Origin of the sequence: Ramlibacter sp. MMS24-I3-19 (assembly GCF_050320135.1) — a bacterium.
Classification (GTDB): domain Bacteria; phylum Pseudomonadota; class Gammaproteobacteria; order Burkholderiales; family Burkholderiaceae_C; genus Ramlibacter.
Genome location: NZ_CP190017.1, coordinates 1,775,030 through 1,793,701, shown reverse-complemented (window position 1 = coordinate 1,793,701; position 18,672 = coordinate 1,775,030). Strand labels below are relative to the sequence as shown.

The window sequence follows — 18,672 nt, the reverse complement described above, 5'->3', positions numbered from 1 at the left end:
CGGTCAGCGCCCGTTCACATGCCGGTGGCGTCGGCCGCCATCACGCCCGCGGCCTCCAGGGTGAAGTCGCCGGCGAGAAGGCGCTGGCGCGACTCGGTGGGCGACATGGCCCGGAACTGCTGGACCTCGCCATCCTGGTTGATCGGCTCCAGGCCGACCGGCACCGTGCAGCGATACCAGTCGATCACCTCGCGCACGTAGCCGCCGTCGATGCCGGCCGGGCGGGCGGTGTGCACCTGTCCACCCCAGCGCAGGTCCTGCAGCTGCTCCAGCCGCAGCCCGGCCTCCTCCCAGGTCTCGCGCGCCAGCGCCTGCTCGAGCGAGTCACTCGCGGGGACCATGCCTCCCATCAGGGTGTCCCACTGGCCGGGATCGTTCGCCTTCGTGTGCGAGCGCTGCTGTACCCACTGGCGGCCGTCGGGCGTCCAGCCGACCAGGTGCACGGCACGCGTCGCGACGCCCAGCGGCCGCACCACCGCGCGCTCGATCGTGCCCAGCAGGCGACCGTCAGCCGCGGTGACGGGCAGTTGCTCATCGCGCCAGACATGCGCCAGCCCGGCCTCGCGCAAGGACGTCGCGAGTTGCGCGAGCGCCGGCGTGAGGACGTCGGCATGGAGGCGGAAGCCTTCGTCGGCCGCCCGCAGCAACTGGCGTGTGGCGGGCATTGCCGCATGCAGGCGCGCGACGAACGCCGACTCCACGGACCCGAACGCCGCGTCCTGCCACCAGAGGCCCACGCGCGGGCGCGCGGGTGGCTGCACCAGTCGCGCCCGCAGCGTGGCCCGCCACTCGGGAGGCAGCGGCTCCAGCCCGGCCCTCACAGGGTCAGGATGGTGCAGCCCGTCGTCTTGCGCGCTTCCAGGTCGCGATGGGCCTGCTGCACCTGCTCCAGCGGATAGCGCTGGTCGATGCGGATCTTCACCTTGCCGCTGGCGACGACGTCGAACAGGTCGTCGGCCATGGCCTGAGTGCTCTCGCGCGTGGCCATGTGCGTGAAGAGGGTCTGGCGCGTCACGTACAGCGAGCCCTTGGCGCCGAGGATGCCTGGTGCGAACGGCGGCACCGGGCCGGAGGCATTGCCGAAGCTGGCCATCAGGCCGAACGGCTGCAGGCAGTCGAGCGACTTGTCCCAGGTGTCCTTGCCCACCGAGTCGTAGACCACCTTCACGCCCTTGCCGCCGGTGATCTCCTTGACCCGCGCGAGGAAGTCTTCCTTCGCGTAGTTGATCACGTGGGCGGCGCCCATCTCCCTGGCCAGTTGGCACTTGGCGTCCGAGCCCGCGGTACCGATCAACTGCAATCCGAGCACCTTGGCCCACTGGGTGGCGATCAGGCCGACGCCGCCGGCCGCCGCGTGGAACAGGACATGGTCGCCGGCCTTGAGGCCGCCCTGCGGCAGCGTGCGCTTGAGCAGGTACTCCGCCGTCAGGCCCTTGAGCATCATGGCCGCGCCGGTGTCGAAGTCGATCGCATCGGGCAGCTTGCACACCGTGGTGGCCGGCATCACGCGCACCTCGCAGTAGCTGCCGGGCGGATGGCTCGCGTACGCCGCGCGGTCGCCCACTTTCAGGTGCGTGACACCGGGACCGACGGCTTCGATGATCCCCGAGCCTTCCATGCCCAGGCGCACCGGCATCGGCAGCTGGTACAGGCCGGTGCGCTGGTAGACGTCGATGAAGTTCAGGCCCACGGCCTTGTGGCGGATGCGGATCTGGCCGGGACCGGGCTCGCCGACCTGCACGTCGACGATCTTCATCTGCTCGGGACCGCCGTGCTGGTCGATCTGGACGGCTCTGCTCATGGGTGTCTCCTGTCGGCTGGAAAAAGGCGGGCGCCATCGTGCCACGAACGGCCCGGCGGCGCCGGACGCGGCCGGCACGCGCGCGCCGCTACAGTGGCGGCGCCATGCAACAGCGCCTCACGCCCGCCACCGCCGTCCTGCTCACCATCTCGCCGCTGCTGTGGGCTGGCAATGCGGTCACCGGCCGCCTGATGGCCGGCCAGGTGCCGCCGATGACGCTGAACTTCCTGCGCTGGGCCATCGCGTTCGTGCTGCTGCTGCCCTCGACCGCGTGGCTGCTGCGCCCCGGCAGTCCGCTCTGGCCTCGGTGGCGGCGCTTCACCGTCCTCGGCCTGCTGGGCGTGGGCTGCTACAACGCCCTGCAGTACCTCGCGCTCAAGACGTCGACGCCGCTGAACGTGACGCTGGTGGCCGCCAGCATGCCGGCCTGGATGCTGGGCTTCGGCGTGCTGTTCTTCGGACAGCGCCTCACGCTGCGGCACGTCGTCGGTGCGTTGCTGTCGATCGCCGGCGTGCTGGTGGTCCTGAGCCGCGGCGACTGGGACGTGCTGCTGCAGGTGCGGCTGGTGCCCGGCGACTTCTTCGTGCTGGTCGCCACGGCGGCCTGGGCGCTTTACAGCTGGCTGCTGGTGCGCCCCGGCGACCCGGCCGAGATCCGGGGCGACTGGGCGGCGTTCCTCGCCGCGCAGATGGTGTTCGGCGTCGCGTGGTCGGGCCTGTTCGCGGCCGGCGAGTGGGCGGCGGCGCCGCAGCACATCGCCTGGGGTTGGCCCGTGCTCCTGGCGCTCACCTACATCGCGATCGGGCCGGCGATCGTCGCCTACCGCTGCTGGGGCCTGGGCGTGCAACGCGCCGGCCCCAACATCGCGAGCTTCTTCAGCAACCTCACGCCGCTCTTCGCAGCCGTGCTGTCGACCGCGTTCCTGGGCGAGGCGCCACGTGCATTCCACGCGATCGCGTTCGCGCTGATCGTCGGCGGCATCGTCGTCACCTCGCGACGCGCCTGAGCCTCGGGACACCCGGGAGCATGGGCTCCCGCAGCGCCGCTCCCTAGAATCGGGCCATTGTCGAGTTCCCTGGAGGAGCGATGCTTCAACGGTTCTTTCGTGGTGCCGGCAGCGCCTGGATCGCCGCGCTGCTGGTGGCCAGTGCCCTGCCGGGACCGGCACGGGCCGAGGAGGAAGCCGCCGTCGTCAGGCGCGGCAGCGAACTGCGCGAGACACCGGGCGACACCGGCCGCGTGCTCGCACCACTGGCCGCCGACACGGCCGTGACGCGCACAGGCGAACGCAAGGGTGCGTGGGTGCGGGTTCGGACCGCCGAAGGCACCGCGGGCTGGCTGCACCTCTTCGACGTCGGCCCGGCGACCGGCAGCGGGAACGGCAGTGGCGCGGTGGCCGGCGCCTTCCGCAGCGTGACCAGCCTGTTCAGCAAGCCGGCCGCCCAGCGCACCACGACGTCGACGTCGACCATCGGCATCCGCGGCCTCGGGGCCGAAGACCTGGCGCAGGCCCAGCCCGACGAGCAGGCTGTCGCCCGCATGGAGGCCCTGCGCCAGAGCGACAACGACGCGCGCCAGTTCGCCCGCCGCGCGCAGCTCACGCCGGTGAGCGTCGAGCCCCTGCCGGAGCCCTCGCGCGTGCCCGCGGCCTCCACGACCAGCAACGTGCCGGGGAACCCGCAATGAAGCGCCTCCTGATCGCCGCCACGCTCGCGGCCGCTCTCGCAGCACCAGGGGCCTTCGCGCAAACCAAGGGGTTCGGCGGCACGCTCAATTCCATCCTCGGCCAGCCCGGCGCGTCGAACGTGCTGGGCAACCTGATCCCTGGCGGCCCCACCCAGGCCGTTGCGCCGACGCAAGCCACGCAAGCGACGGGGGGCGACCTGTTCTCGCTGCTGGCGCAGTCGCAGGGCGAGATCGACGAGACGAAGGAGATCGAGATCGGCCGCCAGCTGGCCGCGGTGCTCCTGGGCAGCAAGCCGCTGCTGGCCGACGCGCCCCTGCAGCGCTACGTCAACCAGCTGGGCCGCTGGATCAGCCTGCAGTCGGCGCGCCCGCTGCTGCCCTGGACGTTCGCGGTGCTGGACGATCCCGGCTTCAACGCGTTCGCCGCGCCCGGTGGTTTCGTGTTCGTCACCAAGGGCCTGGTGGACCGTGTCGACGAGGCCGAACTCGCCGGCATCCTCGCGCACGAGGTCACTCACGTCACCGAGCGCCACCACCTGAACGCGCTGCGCACCAAGGCGCGCGCGGGCCTCGCCACCCAGTTCCTCGGCTCGCAGATCCGCACCAGCAATGCCGTCGGCGGCCTGGTGTCGCAGCAGGTTCTGTTGCTCGGTCGCAGCCTGTACTCGAGCGGCCTCGACCAGGGCGACGAGTTCGAGGCCGACCGCCGCGGCGTGGCCCTCGCCGCCCATGCGGGCTTCGATCCCTATGGACTTCCGGGCGTGCTGCAGCAGCTGCGATCGCAGTCGCCGGACAATCCGCTGTTCGCGCTGTCGCTGTCGACGCATCCGCCGGCACAGCAGCGGCTGGACCTGCTCGAACAGTCCATGGGCCATCGCCTCGACGCGCTCGCGGGCAAGCCTTCGGTGCGCATCGACCAGCGTCTCGCGCAGAAGCGCTGACCCACCCAATCAACCACGAAGGAGCAACACCATGGCCAAAGGCGACCAGCGCAGCAACAAGATGGCGAAGAAGCCGAAGAAGGACACGGCGCCGCCGAAGGAGAGCTTCTCCGACCGGCCGACCCCGCCGGTGACGACCGTGCTGCCCAAGGGCAAGTTGAAGAACAAGTAAGCGCAACGCCCGCGTCGGAGCGCGGGCGTCATTCACGGGGCCGGGCGCCCCGGGGGCGCGGCAAGCGCCCTATCCCATCTGGATCTGCTTCTTCAGGCTGGAGATCTCGTCGTGCGCGCGCTGCACGGCCTGCTGGGCCTGCGGGTCGACGTTGCCGGCGCTGCGGCAGGCCTGCATCGCCCGGTCGCCGGTCTGCTCCATCTGCACCACGGCCTGCTCGAGCCCCTGCTGGCCTTGCTGGCCCTGCTGCTGCCCACCGGCCTGCTGCTTGGCCTGGCGCGCCTGCTGGTGCAGCTGGTCGACCGCCTGCCGCAACGGCTCGGGCACCGAGCCTGCCTGGACTGCCCGCTTGGCTTCGTCCGCGCATTCCTCGATGCGGTTGATCCGCTCCTTCAATTGATCCGCCTGCATGTGTGCGTCCTTCTCGAATGCGCGCCCACGTCGGGCGCACGTCCATTTCGGCGCAACGCGAGCAGGCAGTCTGCCGGACAGTCCGCGACCATCGATGTCGTCGGAAGTCGACTGGGCAGGCACCGGTGGGCCGCCTCGGCTTTACACGGCAGCAACAGGGCCCTCTCGTATCATTCCTGAGTCCCTCCACGCAGTCCGTCCCATGTCCATGGTCTCGCTGGCGCTGCGGCGCCCTTACACGTTCATCGTGATGGCGCTGCTGATCGTCCTGGCCACGCCGCTGGTGCTGCGCAACATGGCGACGGACATCTTCCCCGAGATCAACATCCCGGTGGTGAGCATCATCTGGAACTACACCGGGCTGCCGGTCCAGGAGATGGGCCAGCGGATCTCGTCCCAGTCGGAGCGCAGCCTCACCACCCTGGTCAGCGACATCGAGCACATCGAGTCCACGTCGCTGCCGGGCATCGCGGTGATCAAGGTGTTCTTCCAGCCGAACGCCAACCTGCAGAGCGCCATGGCGCAGGTGGTCGCGGGCATGCAGGCGCAGGTGCGCCAGCTGCCGCCCGGCATCACGCCGCCGCTGGTGATCCGCTACTCGGCCTCCAGCATCCCGGTGGTGCAGCTCGCGCTGTCCAGCGGCACGCTGCCCGAGCAATCCGTGTTCGATGCCGCCGTGAACGCGTTGCGGCCGCAGCTGGTGACGATCCCCGGCGTGGCGATCCCGTTCCCCTATGGCGGCAAGGTGAAGGTCATCTCGGTCGACCTGGACACGCAGGCGCTGCAGGCACGCGGGCTGTCGCCGGCCGACGTGGTGAACGCGGTCAACACGCAGAACCTGATCCTGCCGTCCGGCACGGCCAAGATGGGCGGCACCGAATACACGGTGCGCATGAACGGCTCGCCCGAAGCGATCGCCGGCCTCAACGACCTGCCGGTGCGCACCGCCGCTGGCGTGACCACCTACCTGCGCGACGTCGCGTATGTGCGTGACGGCTTCCAGCCCCAGACCAACGTGGTGCGCCAGGACGGCCAGCGCGGCGTGCTGCTGTCGATCCTGAAGAACGGCGGCGCCTCCACGCTGGACATCGTGAAGAACCTGCGCGCGATGCTGCCGCGCGCGGCCGAGCAGCTGCCGCAGGACATCAAGATCACGCCCCTGTTCGACCAGTCGCTGTTCGTCACCGCCGCCATCAAGGGCGTGGTGGCCGAGGCGCTGATCGCCGCCGGCCTCACGGCCGCGATGGTGCTGCTGTTCCTGGGCAACTGGCGCAGCACGCTGATCATCGGCCTGACCATCCCGCTGTCGATCCTGGCGTCGATCCTGGCCCTGTTCGCACTGGGCGAGACGCTGAACATCATGACCCTGGGCGGCCTGGCGCTGTCGGTGGGCATCCTGGTCGACCAGGCCATCGTCACCATCGAGAACATCGAGCGGCACCTGCACCTGGGCAAGCCGCTGCGCGAGGCCATCGAGGTCGGCGCCGGCGAGATCGGCGTGCCGGCCTTCGTCTCCACGCTGTGCATCTGCATCGTGTTCGTGCCGATGTTCTTCCTTTCGGGCGTGGCGAAGTTCCTGTTCGTGCCGCTGGCCGAAGCGGTGGTGTTCGCGATGATCGCGTCGTACTTCCTCTCGCGCAGCCTGGTGCCCACGCTGGTGATGCTGCTCATGGGCGGCTCGCACGGCGCGGATGCCGGCTCGCCCAGCGCGCTGCAGCGCCTGTACCGCGCGTTCGACAGCCAGTTCGAGCACCTGCGCCGCGGCTATGCGCTGGCGCTCTCCACGCTGCTGGTGCAGCGGCGCCGCTTCGGCATCCTGTTCATGGGCTTCTGCCTGCTGTCGTGCCTGCTGGTGCCGCTGCTCGGGCGCGACTTCTTCCCCTCGGTCGATGCCGGCCAGATCCGCCTGCACATGCGCGCACCCACCGGCACCCGCATCGAAGAGACGGCGCGGCTGGCCGACCAGGTGGAGAACGCCATCCGCGAGCTGGTACCCCGCGAGGAGCTCGAGACCATCCTCGACAACCTCGGCATTCCGAACAGCGGCATCAACCTGTCGTACAGCAACGCAGGCACGATCGGCACGCTGGACGGGGAGATCCTGCTGTCGCTGAAGGAGGGCCACCGTCCCACCGTGCACTGGATCTCGCTGCTGCGCGCCGAGCTGCCCAGGCGCTTCCCCGGCATCGAGTTCTTCTTCCAGCCGGCGGACATCGTCACGCAGATCCTGAACTTCGGCCTGCCCGCCGCCATCGACGTGCAGTTCAGCGGCAACGACCTCGAGGGCAATGCGCAACTGGCCGCCGAACTGACCAAGGCGATCCGCAAGGTCCCCGGCGCGGTCGATGCCCACGTGCACCAGCGCCTGGACGGCCCGGCCATCAACCTGCAGATGGATCGCTCGCGCCTGCAGCAGATGGGGCTCACTGCGAGCAACGTCGGCCAGAACGTGCTGATCGCGCTGTCCGGCAGTTCGCAGACCGCGCCTGCCTTCTGGCTGAACCCGCAGAACGGCGTGGTCTACAACATCGTTGTGCAGAGCCCGCAGTACCAGGTCGATTCGATGGACTCGCTGCTGAACATCCCTGTCGCTCCGGCCGGTGCCGGTGCCAATGGCAGTGGTCCGCAACTCCTGGGCAACCTGGTGGAAGCGCGTCCCGGCCGCCAGCTGCCCATCGTCTCGCGCTACGACATCAAGCCCGCCGTGGATGTCTACGTCAGCGTGCAGGGCACCGACCTGGCCAGCGTGGCGAGCGAGGTGCGCAGGCTGGTCGATCAGGCAAGGCCCAAGCTCAAACGCGGCAACTCCGTCGAGCTGCGCGGCCAGGTGCATACCATGCAGTCCTCGTTCGTGGGCCTGGGCATCGGCCTCGCGATGGCGATCGTGCTGGTGTACCTGCTGGTGGTCGTCAATTTCCAGTCGTGGATCGACGCGGCAATCATCATCGCGGCCCTGCCCGCGGCGCTTGCGGGCATCGCCTGGATGCTGTTCATCACGGGCACCACGCTCAGCGTGCCCGCGCTCACGGGCGCCATCATGACCATGGGCGTCGCCACGGCCAACTCGATCCTGGTGGTGGCCTTCACGCGCCAGCAGCGCGAGGCCGGCTCCACCCCGCTGGCCGCGGCGCTGGAGGCCGGCGCCACCCGCATCCGTCCGGTGCTGATGACGGCCCTGGCGATGATCATCGGCATGATCCCGATGGCGCTGGGCCTGGGCGAAGGCGGCGAGCAGAACGCGCCGCTCGGCCGTGCCGTCATCGGCGGCCTGCTGTTCGCCACCGTCTCCACCCTGCTGTTCGTTCCCGTCCTCTACGCCGGCGTGCATGAACGCCTGGCCCGCCGCGCGGCGGCGCGCGGCGCGGCGATGCCGGCCGCCTTGCCCCAGGAAAGCTGACCCATGTCGCACCAGAGTCACTCGCAGCTCGCGATCCACGCCCCGGAGGGAGACGAGGGCGAGCTGCTCAAGCGCGGCCAGATCGCGCGCCGCGCCCGCATCGCCACCATCGTGGTGCTGGTGCTGCTGGCCGCGGGCGCGGCCCGCACCATCGTCAGCCGCATGGCCAACGCGAAGACACTGGAGTCCGGCTCCGAGCAGGGGTCGCTGCAGTTCGTGCGCACGACCACCGTGCGGGCCGCAGGCGCATCGCAGACCCTGGAGCTGCCCGGCACGCTGCAAGGCTATGTGCAGGCGCCGATCGCGGCGCGCGCCGGTGGCTACCTGCGGCGCTGGACCAAGGACATCGGCAGCCGCGTGCAGCAGGGCGAGTTGCTGGCCGAGATCGAATCGCCGGAGCTTGACCAGCAGCTCTCGCAGGCCATCGCCGCCCGCAACCAGACCGCCGCGAGCCTGGAGCTGGCCAAGAGCACGCTCGACCGCTGGGAGGCGCTGCGCAAGCGCGATGCCGTCTCGCAGCAGGAGCTGGAGGAGCGGCGCAGCGCCTACAACCAGGCGCGCGCCAACGTGGCGGGCGCCGACGCCAACGTCGAGCGGCTGCGCCAGCTGGAAAGCTTCAAGCGCGTGGTGGCGCCGTTCTCCGGTGTCATCACCCGCCGCAACGTCGACGTGGGTGACCTGATCGACAGCAACAAGCCGCTGTTCCTGCTGTCGCAGACCGACCCGCTGCGCGTGTACGTCAACGTGCCGCAGTCCTCCGCGCAGCTGGTGCGAGCCGGCCAGACGGCGGTGGTCACGCAGACCGAGCTGCGCGGCCGCACGTTCAAGGGCCAGGTGGCCCGCACCTCCGGATCGATCGACACGGCCAGCCGCAGCATGCAGGTGGAGATCTCGCTGCCGAACCGCGATGGCGCGCTGCTGCCAGGAGCCTTCGTCAACGTCCAGCTCGCCGCCGCCCCGAGCGGCGCGCTGACGGTGCCGTCGAACGCACTGCTGTTCCGCAGCCAGGGCGCGCTCGTCGCCAAGGTCGACGGCGCGGGCACCGTGCGGCTGCAGCCCGTGCGGCTGGGCCGCAACCTGGGCGAAACCATCGAGGTGCTCGACGGCCTGCAGGGCAGCGAATCGCTGGTGCTGAATCCGTCCGATTCGCTGGCCGACGGCGAGAAGGTCCAGGTCGTCGCGGACGCGGGCCAGCCGCCCGCCTCGGCCGCGAAGGCCGCACGGTGATGCGGGCGCTGCTCGCGCCGGTCGCGGCCGGCGTTGCGTTCCTGCTCGCCGGCTGCGCCGTGGGGCCCGCCTACCAGCAGCCGCAGGTCGAGGTGCCCGCGCAGTGGAAGCTCGAGGAGCCATGGCAGGTGGCGCGCCCCGACGATGCCGCACCGCGCGGTCCGTGGTGGCGGCGCTTCGGCGACCCGCAGCTGGACACGCTGATGGACCAGGCGCTCGCCGCGAGCCCCACCCTCGCGGCAGCCACGGCCCGTCTGGCGCAGGCGCGCGCCGGCGTGGATCTCTCGTCGGCCGGCCTCTTCCCGCAGGTGGCGCTGACGACGCGGGCCGCACGCCAGCGCACGTCGGCCAACCGCCCGCTCAGCAACTACACGGCGCCCAACTTCTCCACCGTGCAGAACGACTTCACGCTGTCGTTCAACGTCGCGTACGAACCCGACCTGTGGGGCCGCGTGCGCAGCTCCGTCGAGGCGGCACGTGCGTCGGCCGAGCAGTCCGAAGCCGACTGGCAGAACGTGCGGCTGGTGCTCACCACGGATCTCGCCGCGGCCTACTTCAACCTGCGCGAACTGGACATCGAACTGGACGTCCTCGCCCAGTCCATCGCGCTGCAGCGTCGCGCGCTCGACCTGGCCAGCGCGCGCCACGAGCTCGGCGCCGCCTCGGGCCTGGACGTCGCGCAGCAGCAGGCGCTGGTGGACAGCACGCTGACGCAGGTCGACGTGCTGCGCCGCCAGCGTGACCAGTTCGAGCATGCGATCGCGGCGCTGGTCGGCCGGCCCGCACCGCTGTTCGCGCTGCCGGCCAATGCGGGCGACCGCAAGCCGCCGGCGATCCCTCTGGACCTGCCCTCGGCCGTGCTGCAGCGGCGGCCCGACGTGGCTTCGGCCGAACGCGCGATGGCCGCTGCCAATGCACAGATCGGCGTGGCACGCGCGGCCTACTTCCCGAGCATTGCCCTGGGTCCTTCGGTCGGCGAGGAAAGCCGCGTGCTCTCGCGTCTGTTCGACGCGCCCAGCCTGCTGTGGTCGCTGGGCGTGTCGCTCACGCAGCCGATCATCGATGCGGGCCGGGTCGATGCGAACGTGGCCATCGCGAATGCGGGCTACCAGGTCGCCGTCGCCAACTACCGGCGCGCCGTGCTCACGGCGATGCAGGAGGTGGAGGACGGCATCACCGGCAGTGCCGCGCTGGATCGCGCGCTGGTGCAGGCGCGGCAGGCCGTGGCCAGCGCCAACCGCGTGCTGCAGATCGCGACGGACCGCTACGAAGGCGGCGCCACCGCCTTCACTGACGTGCTGGCCGCGCAGCAGTCGCTGCTGACGGCGCAGCGCCAACTGGCGCAGCTCACCGGCCAGCGCATGCTGGTGTCGGTGTTCCTGGTGAAGGCGCTCGGCGGAGAGTGGTGACGGCCTGGGTGCGTGTCAAACGGCCTTGGCGCGCGTGAACACCCAGATGCCGGCGATCACCAGCACCGTGCCGGCGGCGATCCAGCCGGTGAACGGCTCGCCCAGGATCAGCACGCCCATCAGGATGGTCGACAGCGGACCGACCATGCCGCTCTGGGCCGACAACGCGGGGCCGATGCGCTCGATGGCCATCATCACCAGCAGCACGGGGACGGCGGTGCACAAGGTCGCGTTGAGCACCGACAGCCAGATCACCGCCGGTGCCACGTCGAACGCGGTCGCCACCGGACGCAGCACCACGAACTGCGCGATGCAGCACAGGCAGGCCACGCTGGTGGCGAGGCCCACCAGCCGCAGCGATCCCAGGCGCTTCACCATCTGCCCGCTGTAGACCAGGTAGATCGCATAGGTCACCGCGCTGGCGAACACCAGCGCGGTTCCCCAGGCCGCGTCCTTGCCGATCACCCCGACCTCGTGGCCGAACACCAGCAGCACGCCGCTGTAGCTGATGGCCATGCCCACCAGCTGCAGCGGCCGGATCGTGCGGCGATAGAGCAGCCATCCGAGCAGCAGCACCAGCGTGGGATTGAGGTACAGGATCAGGCGCTCGAGCGAGGCTGTCACGTACTGCAGGCCCGCGAAGTCGAGGAAGCTGGAGAGGTAGTAGCCCAGGACGCCGAGGCAGACGACGCCGCCCCAGTCGCGCGGGCTCAGCGCCGGCTGCCCGCGGCTGGCCCACCACGCCATCGCCACGAACAGCGGCAGCGCGAACAGCATGCGCAGCATGATCAGCGTGACGGCGTCGACGCCGTGGCGATAGGCCAGCTTGACGATGATCGCCTTGCCGCTGAAGGCGATCGCCCCCGACACCGCGAACAGCAGGCCGGAGGCGAAATGGGGAGGTCGTTCGTTCACGCGGCCGCGATTGTGCACTGCGGCCGCGCCTCGCACGTCAGTCGTCTTCCTGGAACGCCTCTTCGCGCTTGGACTTCACCGAGGGCAGCAGCACGATGATCAGCAGCAGCACCGCGGCGCCGAGAAGGCCGGCGGACAGCGGGCGCGTCACCAGCACGCCCCAGTCGCCGCGCGAGAGCAGCAGCGTGCGGCGCAGATTCTCTTCCATCATCGGCCCGAGGATGAAGCCAAGCAGCAGCGGCGCGGGCTCGGCCCCGAGCTTGATGAAGATGTAGCCGATGATGCCGAACAGGGCCACCATCCACACGTCCCAGGTGTTGTTGTTCGTCGAATAGACCCCGATGGCGCAGAACAGCACGATGGCCGGGAACAGCCAGCGATAGGGCACCGTCAGCAGCTTGATCCAGATGCCGATCAGGGGCAGGTTCAGGATCACCAGCATCAGGTTGCCGATCCACATCGACGCGATCAGGCCCCAGAACAGCTGCGGGTTGCTGGTCATCACCTGCGGGCCCGGCTGGATGTTGTGGATGGTCATCGCGCCAACCATCAGCGCCATCACGGCATTGGGCGGGATGCCCAGTGTCAGCAGCGGGATGAACGAGGTCTGCGAGCCCGCGTTGTTGGCCGACTCGGGCGCGGCCACGCCGCGGATGTTGCCCTTGCCGAATGGCACTTCACCGGGGCGCAGCGAGGTCTTCTTCTCGATGGTGTACGCGGCGAACGCGGACAGCAGCGCGCCGCCGCCGGGCAGGATGCCCAGGCCGGCACCCAGCGCCGTGCCGCGCAGCACGGCGGGGATCATGTTGCGGAAGTCCTCGCGGTTCGGCATCAGGCCGCTGACACCGGAGGTGAAGACCTCGCGCTCGTCGGCATGCTTGGACAGGTTGCTGATGATCTCGCCGTAGCCGAACACGCCCATCGCGATGACGATGAAGCCAATGCCGTCGGTGAGTTCGGGGATGTCGAACGAGTAGCGCGCGACGCCGGAGTTGACGTCGGTGCCCACCAGGCCGAGCAGGAGGCCCAGCACGATCATCGCGACCGCCTTGACCAGCGAGCCCGAGGCCAGCACCACGGCACCGATCAGGCCCAGCACCATCAGCGAGAAGTATTCGGCCGGACCGAACTTGAACGCGACTTCCGTCAGCGGTGCGGCGAACGCCGCCAGGATCAGCGTGCCCACGCAACCGGCGAAGAACGAGCCCAGGCCCGCAGCCGCGAGCGCGGGACCCGCCCGCCCTTGACGCGCCATTTGGTAGCCGTCGATGACGGTCACCACCGACGACGATTCGCCGGGCAGGTTGACCAGGATGGCGGTGGTCGATCCGCCGTACTGCGCGCCGTAGTAGATGCCGGCCAGCATGATCAGGGCCGACACCGGAGGCAGCGCATACGTCGCCGGCAGCAGCATCGCGATGGTGGCCACGGGGCCCACGCCGGGCAGCACGCCGATCAGCGTGCCCAGCAGGCAGCCGAAGAATGCATACAGCAGGTTGACCGGCGTGACCGCGACGCCGAAGCCGATGGAAAGGTTGGTGATCAGGTCCATGACGGTGGCCTCAGGCGGAGATGAAGGACGGCCAGACCGGGAACTGCAGCTTGAGCAGGACCACGAAGGCCAGGTAGCTGCCCACGGCGAGGATGGTGGCCAGCACGGCCACTTCCTTGGCCTTGAACTCGTCACCCGCCATCGCGGCCACGAAGGTCAGGCCATAGATGGCGACGACCAGGCCGAATGCCGGGATGCCCAGGCTGGGGATGCCGGCCAGCAGCACGCCGAACAGGATGTTGGAACCGATGATGAAGCCCAGCGGCTTCCACGCGATGCGGCCGACCGGCTCGCCGTCCTCGGTCTCGACGACCAGCGCGCCGAACACGATGACCAGCCCCAGGATGGCCAACAGGATGCCCAGCATGAGCGGGAAGTAGCCCGGGCCCATGCGGGCGCCCTGGCCGATCGAATAGTTGGTGGCGCCCCAGGCGAACGCCACTCCCACGGCCGAGAACATCAGCCCGGCGAAAAAGTCTCTCTGGCTCTTGATCCGCATCGCGTCTCCTCGATGGTCGAAGACGGCGATTGTTGCGGTCAGGTGGAGGTCAGGTCGTTGTGGGTTCCACTTAGCCCGGTGAAAACGCGCGGTCGCGTCAACCGGACAGTGGCGGCGTGGCGGTGAGCACTTCCTCGAGCGTGGTGAGCCCTTCGGCCACCCGCAGCGCGCCGGCCAGCCGCAGCGGCCGCATGCCGTCGGCCACGGCCTGCCGGCGCAGCGGATCCATCCCCGGCTCGCGGGAGACCTTGTCCTTGAAGGCTTCGCCGACGGTGAGCAGCTCGTACAGGCCCATGCGGCCCATGTAGCCCGTCATGCGGCAGTCGACGCAGCCGACGGGCCGGTAGGGCCGCCAGCCGCCGGTCAGCTTCCATGGCCGGATGACCTCCTCGACCGGCTCGCGCGCGGCCTCGGTGTCCTCGACCTTGCATTGCTTGCACAGCGTGCGCACCAGCCGCTGCGCCAGCACGCCGAGCAGCGTGGCATTGATCAGGTACGACGGCACGCCGAGTTCCAGCAGGCGCGTGACGGCCGACGGCGCGTCGTTGGTGTGCAGGGTCGAGAACACCAGGTGTCCGGTGAGCGCAGCCTGGACCGCCATCTCGGCCGTCTCCAGGTCGCGGATCTCGCCGACCATGATGATGTCGGGGTCCTGCCGCATCAGCGCGCGCAGGCCTTCGGCGAACCCGAAGTCCAGCTGCGACTGCACCTGCGTCTGGTTGAAGGCCGGCTCGATCATCTCGATCGGGTCTTCGACCGTGCTGACGTTGACCTCCTCGGTGGCAAGGCGCTTCAGCGTCGAATACAGCGTGGTGGTCTTGCCCGACCCGGTCGGGCCCGTGACCAGCACGATGCCGTGCGGGCGCTTGACCAGGGCCTCCCAGCGCTGCGCGTCGTGCGTCGTGAAGCCGAGCGCATCGAGGTCCTTCACCGCCGTGTCGGGGTCGAAGATGCGCATCACCATCTTCTCGCCGAACGCGGTGGGCAGCGTGGACAGCCGCATCTCCACCTCGTCGCCGCGCGGGTTGCGGGTCTTGATGCGGCCGTCCTGCGGCCGGCGCCGCTCGACCACGTCCATGCGTCCGAGCAGCTTGATGCGCGCCGTCATCGCGTTGAGCACGCCCATCGGCATCTGGTAGACCGGATGCAGCACGCCGTCGATGCGGAAGCGGATCACGCCCTGCTCGCGCCGCGGCTCCAGGTGGATGTCGCTCGCGCGCTGGTCGAACGCGTAGGTCCACAGCCAGTCGACCACCTGCACCACGCCCTGATCGTTGGCGTCGAGCTGCTTGTTGCTGCGCCCCAGTTCGACCAGCTGCTCGAAGCTGCCGCCGCCCGCGCTGCCCCCGGACTTCTGCGCCGCCCGCACCGACTTGGCCAGCGCGAAGAACTCCGCGGTGTAGCGATGGATGTCCTGCGGGTTGGCCACCATGCGCCGCACCGAACGGCGCGACTGCCGCTCGACCTCCGCCACCCAGTCGGTGACGAAGGGTTCCGCCGTCGCGACCACCACCTCGCTGGCGCTGACCTGCACCGGCAGCACGCGGTGCCGCTCCGCATAGGCTGCGCCCATGGTCTCGGCGACGCGGCCCACGTCGACCTTCAGCGGGTCGATGCGCAGGTACTCGAGGTCGGCGCGCTGGGCCAGGTACTGCGTGAGCGTTTCGATGTCGAGCGGCTTGCCGTCCCCGGTCCGGCTCATGCTGACCGCGGCCAGGCGCACCAGCGGGTGCTGGGCACTCTCGGCCTGCGAGCAGCGCGCCACGGTGCGGCGCGCCTCGTCGACGCTGATCACGCCGTCCTCGCTGAGCCATTCGACCATCCGCCGCCAGTCCAGCGGTCCGGTGAAGGCGGTGCGTGCGAGTGTCTTCGGCGGGCTCATCCGGACATCATTCCACAGGCTTGAGCACGCGCAACCATTTGTGCGCGGGCAGCCCCCAGCGTTCGCGCACCACTTCCGCGCGCCGTGCCAATTCGCCGCGCGCCGGCTCGAACGGCGTGCGCAGAGCCAGGACGATCGTGTTGCCCTCGCGGGTGGGCCGGAACGCCCACACCGAGCCGGCGCCGAAGGCGTCCTGGATGCGCGAGAGGCTGCGCTCGTAGCTGGACGAGCGGCCGAACAGGTTGACCGCCATCACGCCGTCATCGGTGAGCAGTCGACGGCAATCGGCATAGAAGGCCTCGCTGTCCAGCACGGGCGCGGCGGCCTCGTGGTCGTACAGGTCGACCTGCAGGGCGTCCACCTGGCCGCGCCAGTGCGCATGCGACGCGACTTCGCCCGCATCGCCCAGCACCACGGAGAGCCGGCTGTCATCGCGCGGCAGCTTGAACCACAGGCGGCAGGCCGCCACCACCTGCGGATTCAGCTCGATCGCCGTGGTCTTCATCCGCAGCTTGCGGTGGCAGAACTTGGTGAGCGAGCCGGCGCCCAGGCCCAGCTGCATCGCGTGGCGGCGCGCCGCCGTCGCGGGGTCCACGAACAGCAGCCAGGCCATCATGCGCTGCACGTACTCGAGATGGATCTCGAACGGCTCGTCCAGCCGCATCGAGCCCTGCACCCACTCGGTGCCCAGGTGCAGGTAGCGGATGTCGCCCCAGTCGGAGAAGTTGACGTCGGGGAGGGAGGTGGGCACGGTCACGCGGCGATTATCGCGAGCGCGCCATCCGGCTCAGCGGGCCAGCAGCGAAGCCAGCCTGGGGAGCGCCGCAACGGCGTTCGCGGTCGTCGCGGCGGCGAGTCCGTCGACATCGATGCCGCGCAGGTCGGCAACCACCCTTGCGATGGCCGGCAGTTCGCCCGGTTCGTTGCGGCCCTGCGGCAACCCCTCGGCCCGCTGCGCGGCCGTGCGGTACAGCCAGTGCGGCGGAATGTCCGGCGCGTCGGTCTCCAGCACCAGCGCCGCGAGCGGCAGCGACGTGGCCAGCCGTCTCAGTTGCAGTGCGCGGTCATACGTCACCGCACCCCCGAAGCCGAGCTTGAAGCCGAGCTCGACGAATTGCCGAGCCTGCTGGTCACTGCCATTGAACGCATGCGCGATGCCGCTGACCGGAACCTCGCGCAGATGCTTGAGCAGCCGATCTGCCGAGCGCCTCACATGCAGGATCACGGGCAAGCGGTGGCGACGTGCCAGCAGTAGTTGCTGGCGCAAGAAATGCTCCTGCCGTGCAAGGTCCAGCCCCGGCACGAACAGGTCCAGCCCGATCTCGCCGACCGCCACCAGGCGGGGATCGTCGGCGCGGAGCGCGAGCTCGCGGTCGAGCAGCCCGAGGTCGTCCTCGCGAGCGTCGGGCGTGCACAGCGGATGGATGCCGAGGCCGTAGCTGTCGCCGGTCGCGTGCGCGAGCTCGCGCACCACGCCGAACTGAGCGGCGGACACCGCCGGGATGACACAGTGCGACACGCCGGCGCGCCGCGCGCGGTCTCGGACATCCATGGTCCCGTCCCCGAATTCCGCCGCATCCAGGTGGCAGTGCGTGTCGACGAAGAAGGCCATCGGCCGATGATGCCGCAACGGCCCCTTCGAGCCGTGCAGCGGCCTCCAAACCGTGCTACCGTGCAACGTCGCCATTGCGGCTTCCATCGAAGCCGATGCCCTGTCGGAGAAGGTGTTCACGATGCGCAGGCCAGCTCTCTACAGCTCCAGCCGCCCGGCCCCTGCGCAGCAGGCTTCCGCCGCCGCACAGCCCGCACCCGACGCAGCAGCCGCCGCCGCTGCGCCCGAGCGGCGCAAACGGCGCTTCTCGCTTTCCAGCCCGGCGTTGCTCTGGGCCGCCATCGCACTGCTCTCGGCATTGCTGGCGGTGAGCCTGTCGCTCAGCATGCGGCCGGTGCCGCGCAAGCTGACCCAGAAGGACATCAACGCCGCGGTGCTCAAGACGCTGGAGACGCAGACGATCCCGTCCGAGTACGCCAAGGCGTACGACAAGATCCAGCCCTCCGTCGTGCGCGTGGTCAGCTACGTCAAGCGCAGCCGCCTCAAGGAGAGCGCTCCGCGGCTGGGCCACGGCGGCTCCAAGCCCAAGCCGCTCGGCCCCGCGCAGGGCTCCGCCAACGCGACCGCCAGCCCCGACGACGACGAGGACGAAGTCGAAGCCGGCGTGGGCACCGGCGTGGTGATCGTCGACAAGGGCGTGATCCTCACCAACCTGCACGTGGTGTCGGGCGCCGACCACGTGAAGGTCACCTTCTTCGATGGACTGGAGTCGCCGGCCTCGGTCACCGGCGTGCAGGCCGAGAACGACCTCGCCGTGCTGCAGGCATCCAAGATCCCCGACGACATGATTGCCGCCACGATGCGGTCCACCGGCGACCTGCAACCGGGCGACAAGGTGCTGGCGGTCGGCTTCCCGTTCGGCATCGGCCCCTCCGCCTCCGGCGGGATCGTCTCGGGCCTGAAGCGCTCGTTCCGCTCGCCCGAGGGCAAGCAGGAGATGACCAACCTGATCCAGTTCGACGCCGCCGCCAATCCGGGCAACTCGGGCGGGCCGCTGGTCACCATGGATGGCGAGGTGGTGGGCATCGTCACCGCCATCCTCAACCCGACGCCGGCCCGCACCTTCCTGGGCATCGGCTTCGCGGTCCCGATCGAGAACGCCGCCACGGCCGCCGGCCTGCCGCCGTTCTGATTCCGCCTTTCCTTTCCACTTCCGAAAGCACCGCC

General features: G+C 69.9%; 17 protein-coding genes. 8 read left to right on the top strand and 9 right to left on the bottom strand.

Annotation, left to right across the window (positions count from 1 at the left end; genetic code table 11):
* Nucleotides 1-14 precede the first annotated feature (14 nt).
* The gene (locus ACPWT1_RS08975; RefSeq protein ID WP_427915030.1) at nucleotides 15-821 is read right to left on the bottom strand and encodes an NUDIX domain-containing protein; all 807 of its coding nucleotides are present in this window, start codon (nucleotides 819-821) and stop codon (nucleotides 15-17) included.
* On the bottom strand, nucleotides 818-1,801 hold the full coding sequence (locus ACPWT1_RS08970) for a quinone oxidoreductase family protein (protein ID WP_427915029.1): 984 nt from the start codon (nucleotides 1,799-1,801) through the stop codon (nucleotides 818-820). Before ACPWT1_RS08970 ends, ACPWT1_RS08975 begins: the two co-directional genes overlap by 4 nt.
* Before the next feature lie 104 nt (nucleotides 1,802-1,905).
* Between ACPWT1_RS08970 and ACPWT1_RS08965 the strand changes: the two genes are divergently transcribed.
* The 4 genes from ACPWT1_RS08965 to ACPWT1_RS08950 all read left to right on the top strand — a co-directional run bounded on the left by ACPWT1_RS08965 (nucleotide 1,906) and on the right by ACPWT1_RS08950 (nucleotide 4,601).
* Complete coding sequence (locus ACPWT1_RS08965; RefSeq protein WP_427915028.1) at nucleotides 1,906-2,808, top strand: DMT family transporter; 903 nt, start codon at nucleotides 1,906-1,908, stop codon at nucleotides 2,806-2,808.
* Nucleotides 2,809-2,888: 80 nt separating this feature from the next.
* Nucleotides 2,889-3,488 carry an SH3 domain-containing protein gene (locus tag ACPWT1_RS08960; RefSeq protein WP_427915027.1) on the top strand — a complete coding sequence of 200 codons (600 nt, stop codon included), beginning with the start codon at nucleotides 2,889-2,891 and terminating at the stop codon, nucleotides 3,486-3,488.
* Nucleotides 3,485-4,429: a M48 family metalloprotease gene (locus ACPWT1_RS08955; RefSeq protein WP_427915026.1), complete on the top strand. Its 945-nt coding sequence runs from the start codon at nucleotides 3,485-3,487 to the stop codon at nucleotides 4,427-4,429. Before ACPWT1_RS08960 ends, ACPWT1_RS08955 begins: the two co-directional genes overlap by 4 nt.
* Before the next feature lie 31 nt (nucleotides 4,430-4,460).
* On the top strand, nucleotides 4,461-4,601 hold the full coding sequence (locus tag ACPWT1_RS08950) for a hypothetical protein (protein WP_427915025.1): 141 nt from the start codon (nucleotides 4,461-4,463) through the stop codon (nucleotides 4,599-4,601).
* Nucleotides 4,602-4,670: 69 nt separating this feature from the next.
* Here ACPWT1_RS08950 and ACPWT1_RS08945 read toward each other — a convergent pair whose 3' ends face one another.
* Nucleotides 4,671-5,012 (bottom strand): hypothetical protein, encoded by a 342-nt coding sequence (locus tag ACPWT1_RS08945; RefSeq protein WP_427915024.1) that lies wholly within the window; start codon nucleotides 5,010-5,012, stop codon nucleotides 4,671-4,673.
* A 202-nt stretch (nucleotides 5,013-5,214) separates the two neighbouring features.
* Between ACPWT1_RS08945 and ACPWT1_RS08940 the strand changes: the two genes are divergently transcribed.
* From ACPWT1_RS08940 to ACPWT1_RS08930, 3 genes are read left to right on the top strand one after another with little or no spacing between them, the layout of a single operon-like run.
* A complete protein-coding gene (locus ACPWT1_RS08940; RefSeq protein WP_427915023.1) occupies nucleotides 5,215-8,409 on the top strand; it encodes an efflux RND transporter permease subunit in 3,195 nt (1,064 codons plus the stop codon).
* Between the two features lie 3 nt (nucleotides 8,410-8,412).
* Nucleotides 8,413-9,636, top strand: a complete 1,224-nt coding sequence (locus ACPWT1_RS08935; protein WP_427915022.1) for an efflux RND transporter periplasmic adaptor subunit — start codon at nucleotides 8,413-8,415, stop codon at nucleotides 9,634-9,636.
* The gene (locus tag ACPWT1_RS08930) at nucleotides 9,636-11,045 is read left to right on the top strand and encodes an efflux transporter outer membrane subunit (protein ID WP_427915021.1); all 1,410 of its coding nucleotides are present in this window, start codon (nucleotides 9,636-9,638) and stop codon (nucleotides 11,043-11,045) included. Before ACPWT1_RS08935 ends, ACPWT1_RS08930 begins: the two co-directional genes overlap by 1 nt.
* 15 nt (nucleotides 11,046-11,060) lie before the next feature.
* Here the strand turns inward: ACPWT1_RS08930 and ACPWT1_RS08925 are convergent, their stop codons facing one another.
* From ACPWT1_RS08925 to ACPWT1_RS08900, 6 genes are all read right to left on the bottom strand, one after another.
* Nucleotides 11,061-11,960: a DMT family transporter gene (locus ACPWT1_RS08925; RefSeq protein ID WP_427915020.1), complete on the bottom strand. Its 900-nt coding sequence runs from the start codon at nucleotides 11,958-11,960 to the stop codon at nucleotides 11,061-11,063.
* A gap of 37 nt (nucleotides 11,961-11,997) precedes the next feature.
* The gene (locus ACPWT1_RS08920) at nucleotides 11,998-13,512 is read right to left on the bottom strand and encodes a tripartite tricarboxylate transporter permease (protein ID WP_427915019.1); all 1,515 of its coding nucleotides are present in this window, start codon (nucleotides 13,510-13,512) and stop codon (nucleotides 11,998-12,000) included.
* 10 nt (nucleotides 13,513-13,522) lie between these two features.
* Complete coding sequence (locus ACPWT1_RS08915) at nucleotides 13,523-14,011, bottom strand: tripartite tricarboxylate transporter TctB family protein (RefSeq protein ID WP_427915018.1); 489 nt, start codon at nucleotides 14,009-14,011, stop codon at nucleotides 13,523-13,525.
* Nucleotides 14,012-14,108: 97 nt separating this feature from the next.
* Entirely contained in the window at nucleotides 14,109-15,893 is a 1,785-nt protein-coding gene (locus ACPWT1_RS08910) for a GspE/PulE family protein (RefSeq protein WP_427915017.1), read from the bottom strand.
* Between the two features lie 7 nt (nucleotides 15,894-15,900).
* Nucleotides 15,901-16,650 carry a spermidine synthase gene (locus ACPWT1_RS08905; RefSeq protein WP_427915016.1) on the bottom strand — a complete coding sequence of 250 codons (750 nt, stop codon included), beginning with the start codon at nucleotides 16,648-16,650 and terminating at the stop codon, nucleotides 15,901-15,903.
* A gap of 30 nt (nucleotides 16,651-16,680) precedes the next feature.
* On the bottom strand, nucleotides 16,681-17,505 hold the full coding sequence (locus ACPWT1_RS08900) for a TatD family hydrolase (RefSeq protein WP_427915015.1): 825 nt from the start codon (nucleotides 17,503-17,505) through the stop codon (nucleotides 16,681-16,683).
* A gap of 121 nt (nucleotides 17,506-17,626) precedes the next feature.
* Here ACPWT1_RS08900 and ACPWT1_RS08895 point away from each other — a divergent pair, with 121 nt between their 5' ends.
* The gene (locus ACPWT1_RS08895) at nucleotides 17,627-18,637 is read left to right on the top strand and encodes a S1C family serine protease (RefSeq protein WP_427915014.1); all 1,011 of its coding nucleotides are present in this window, start codon (nucleotides 17,627-17,629) and stop codon (nucleotides 18,635-18,637) included.
* Nucleotides 18,638-18,672 lie beyond the last annotated feature (35 nt).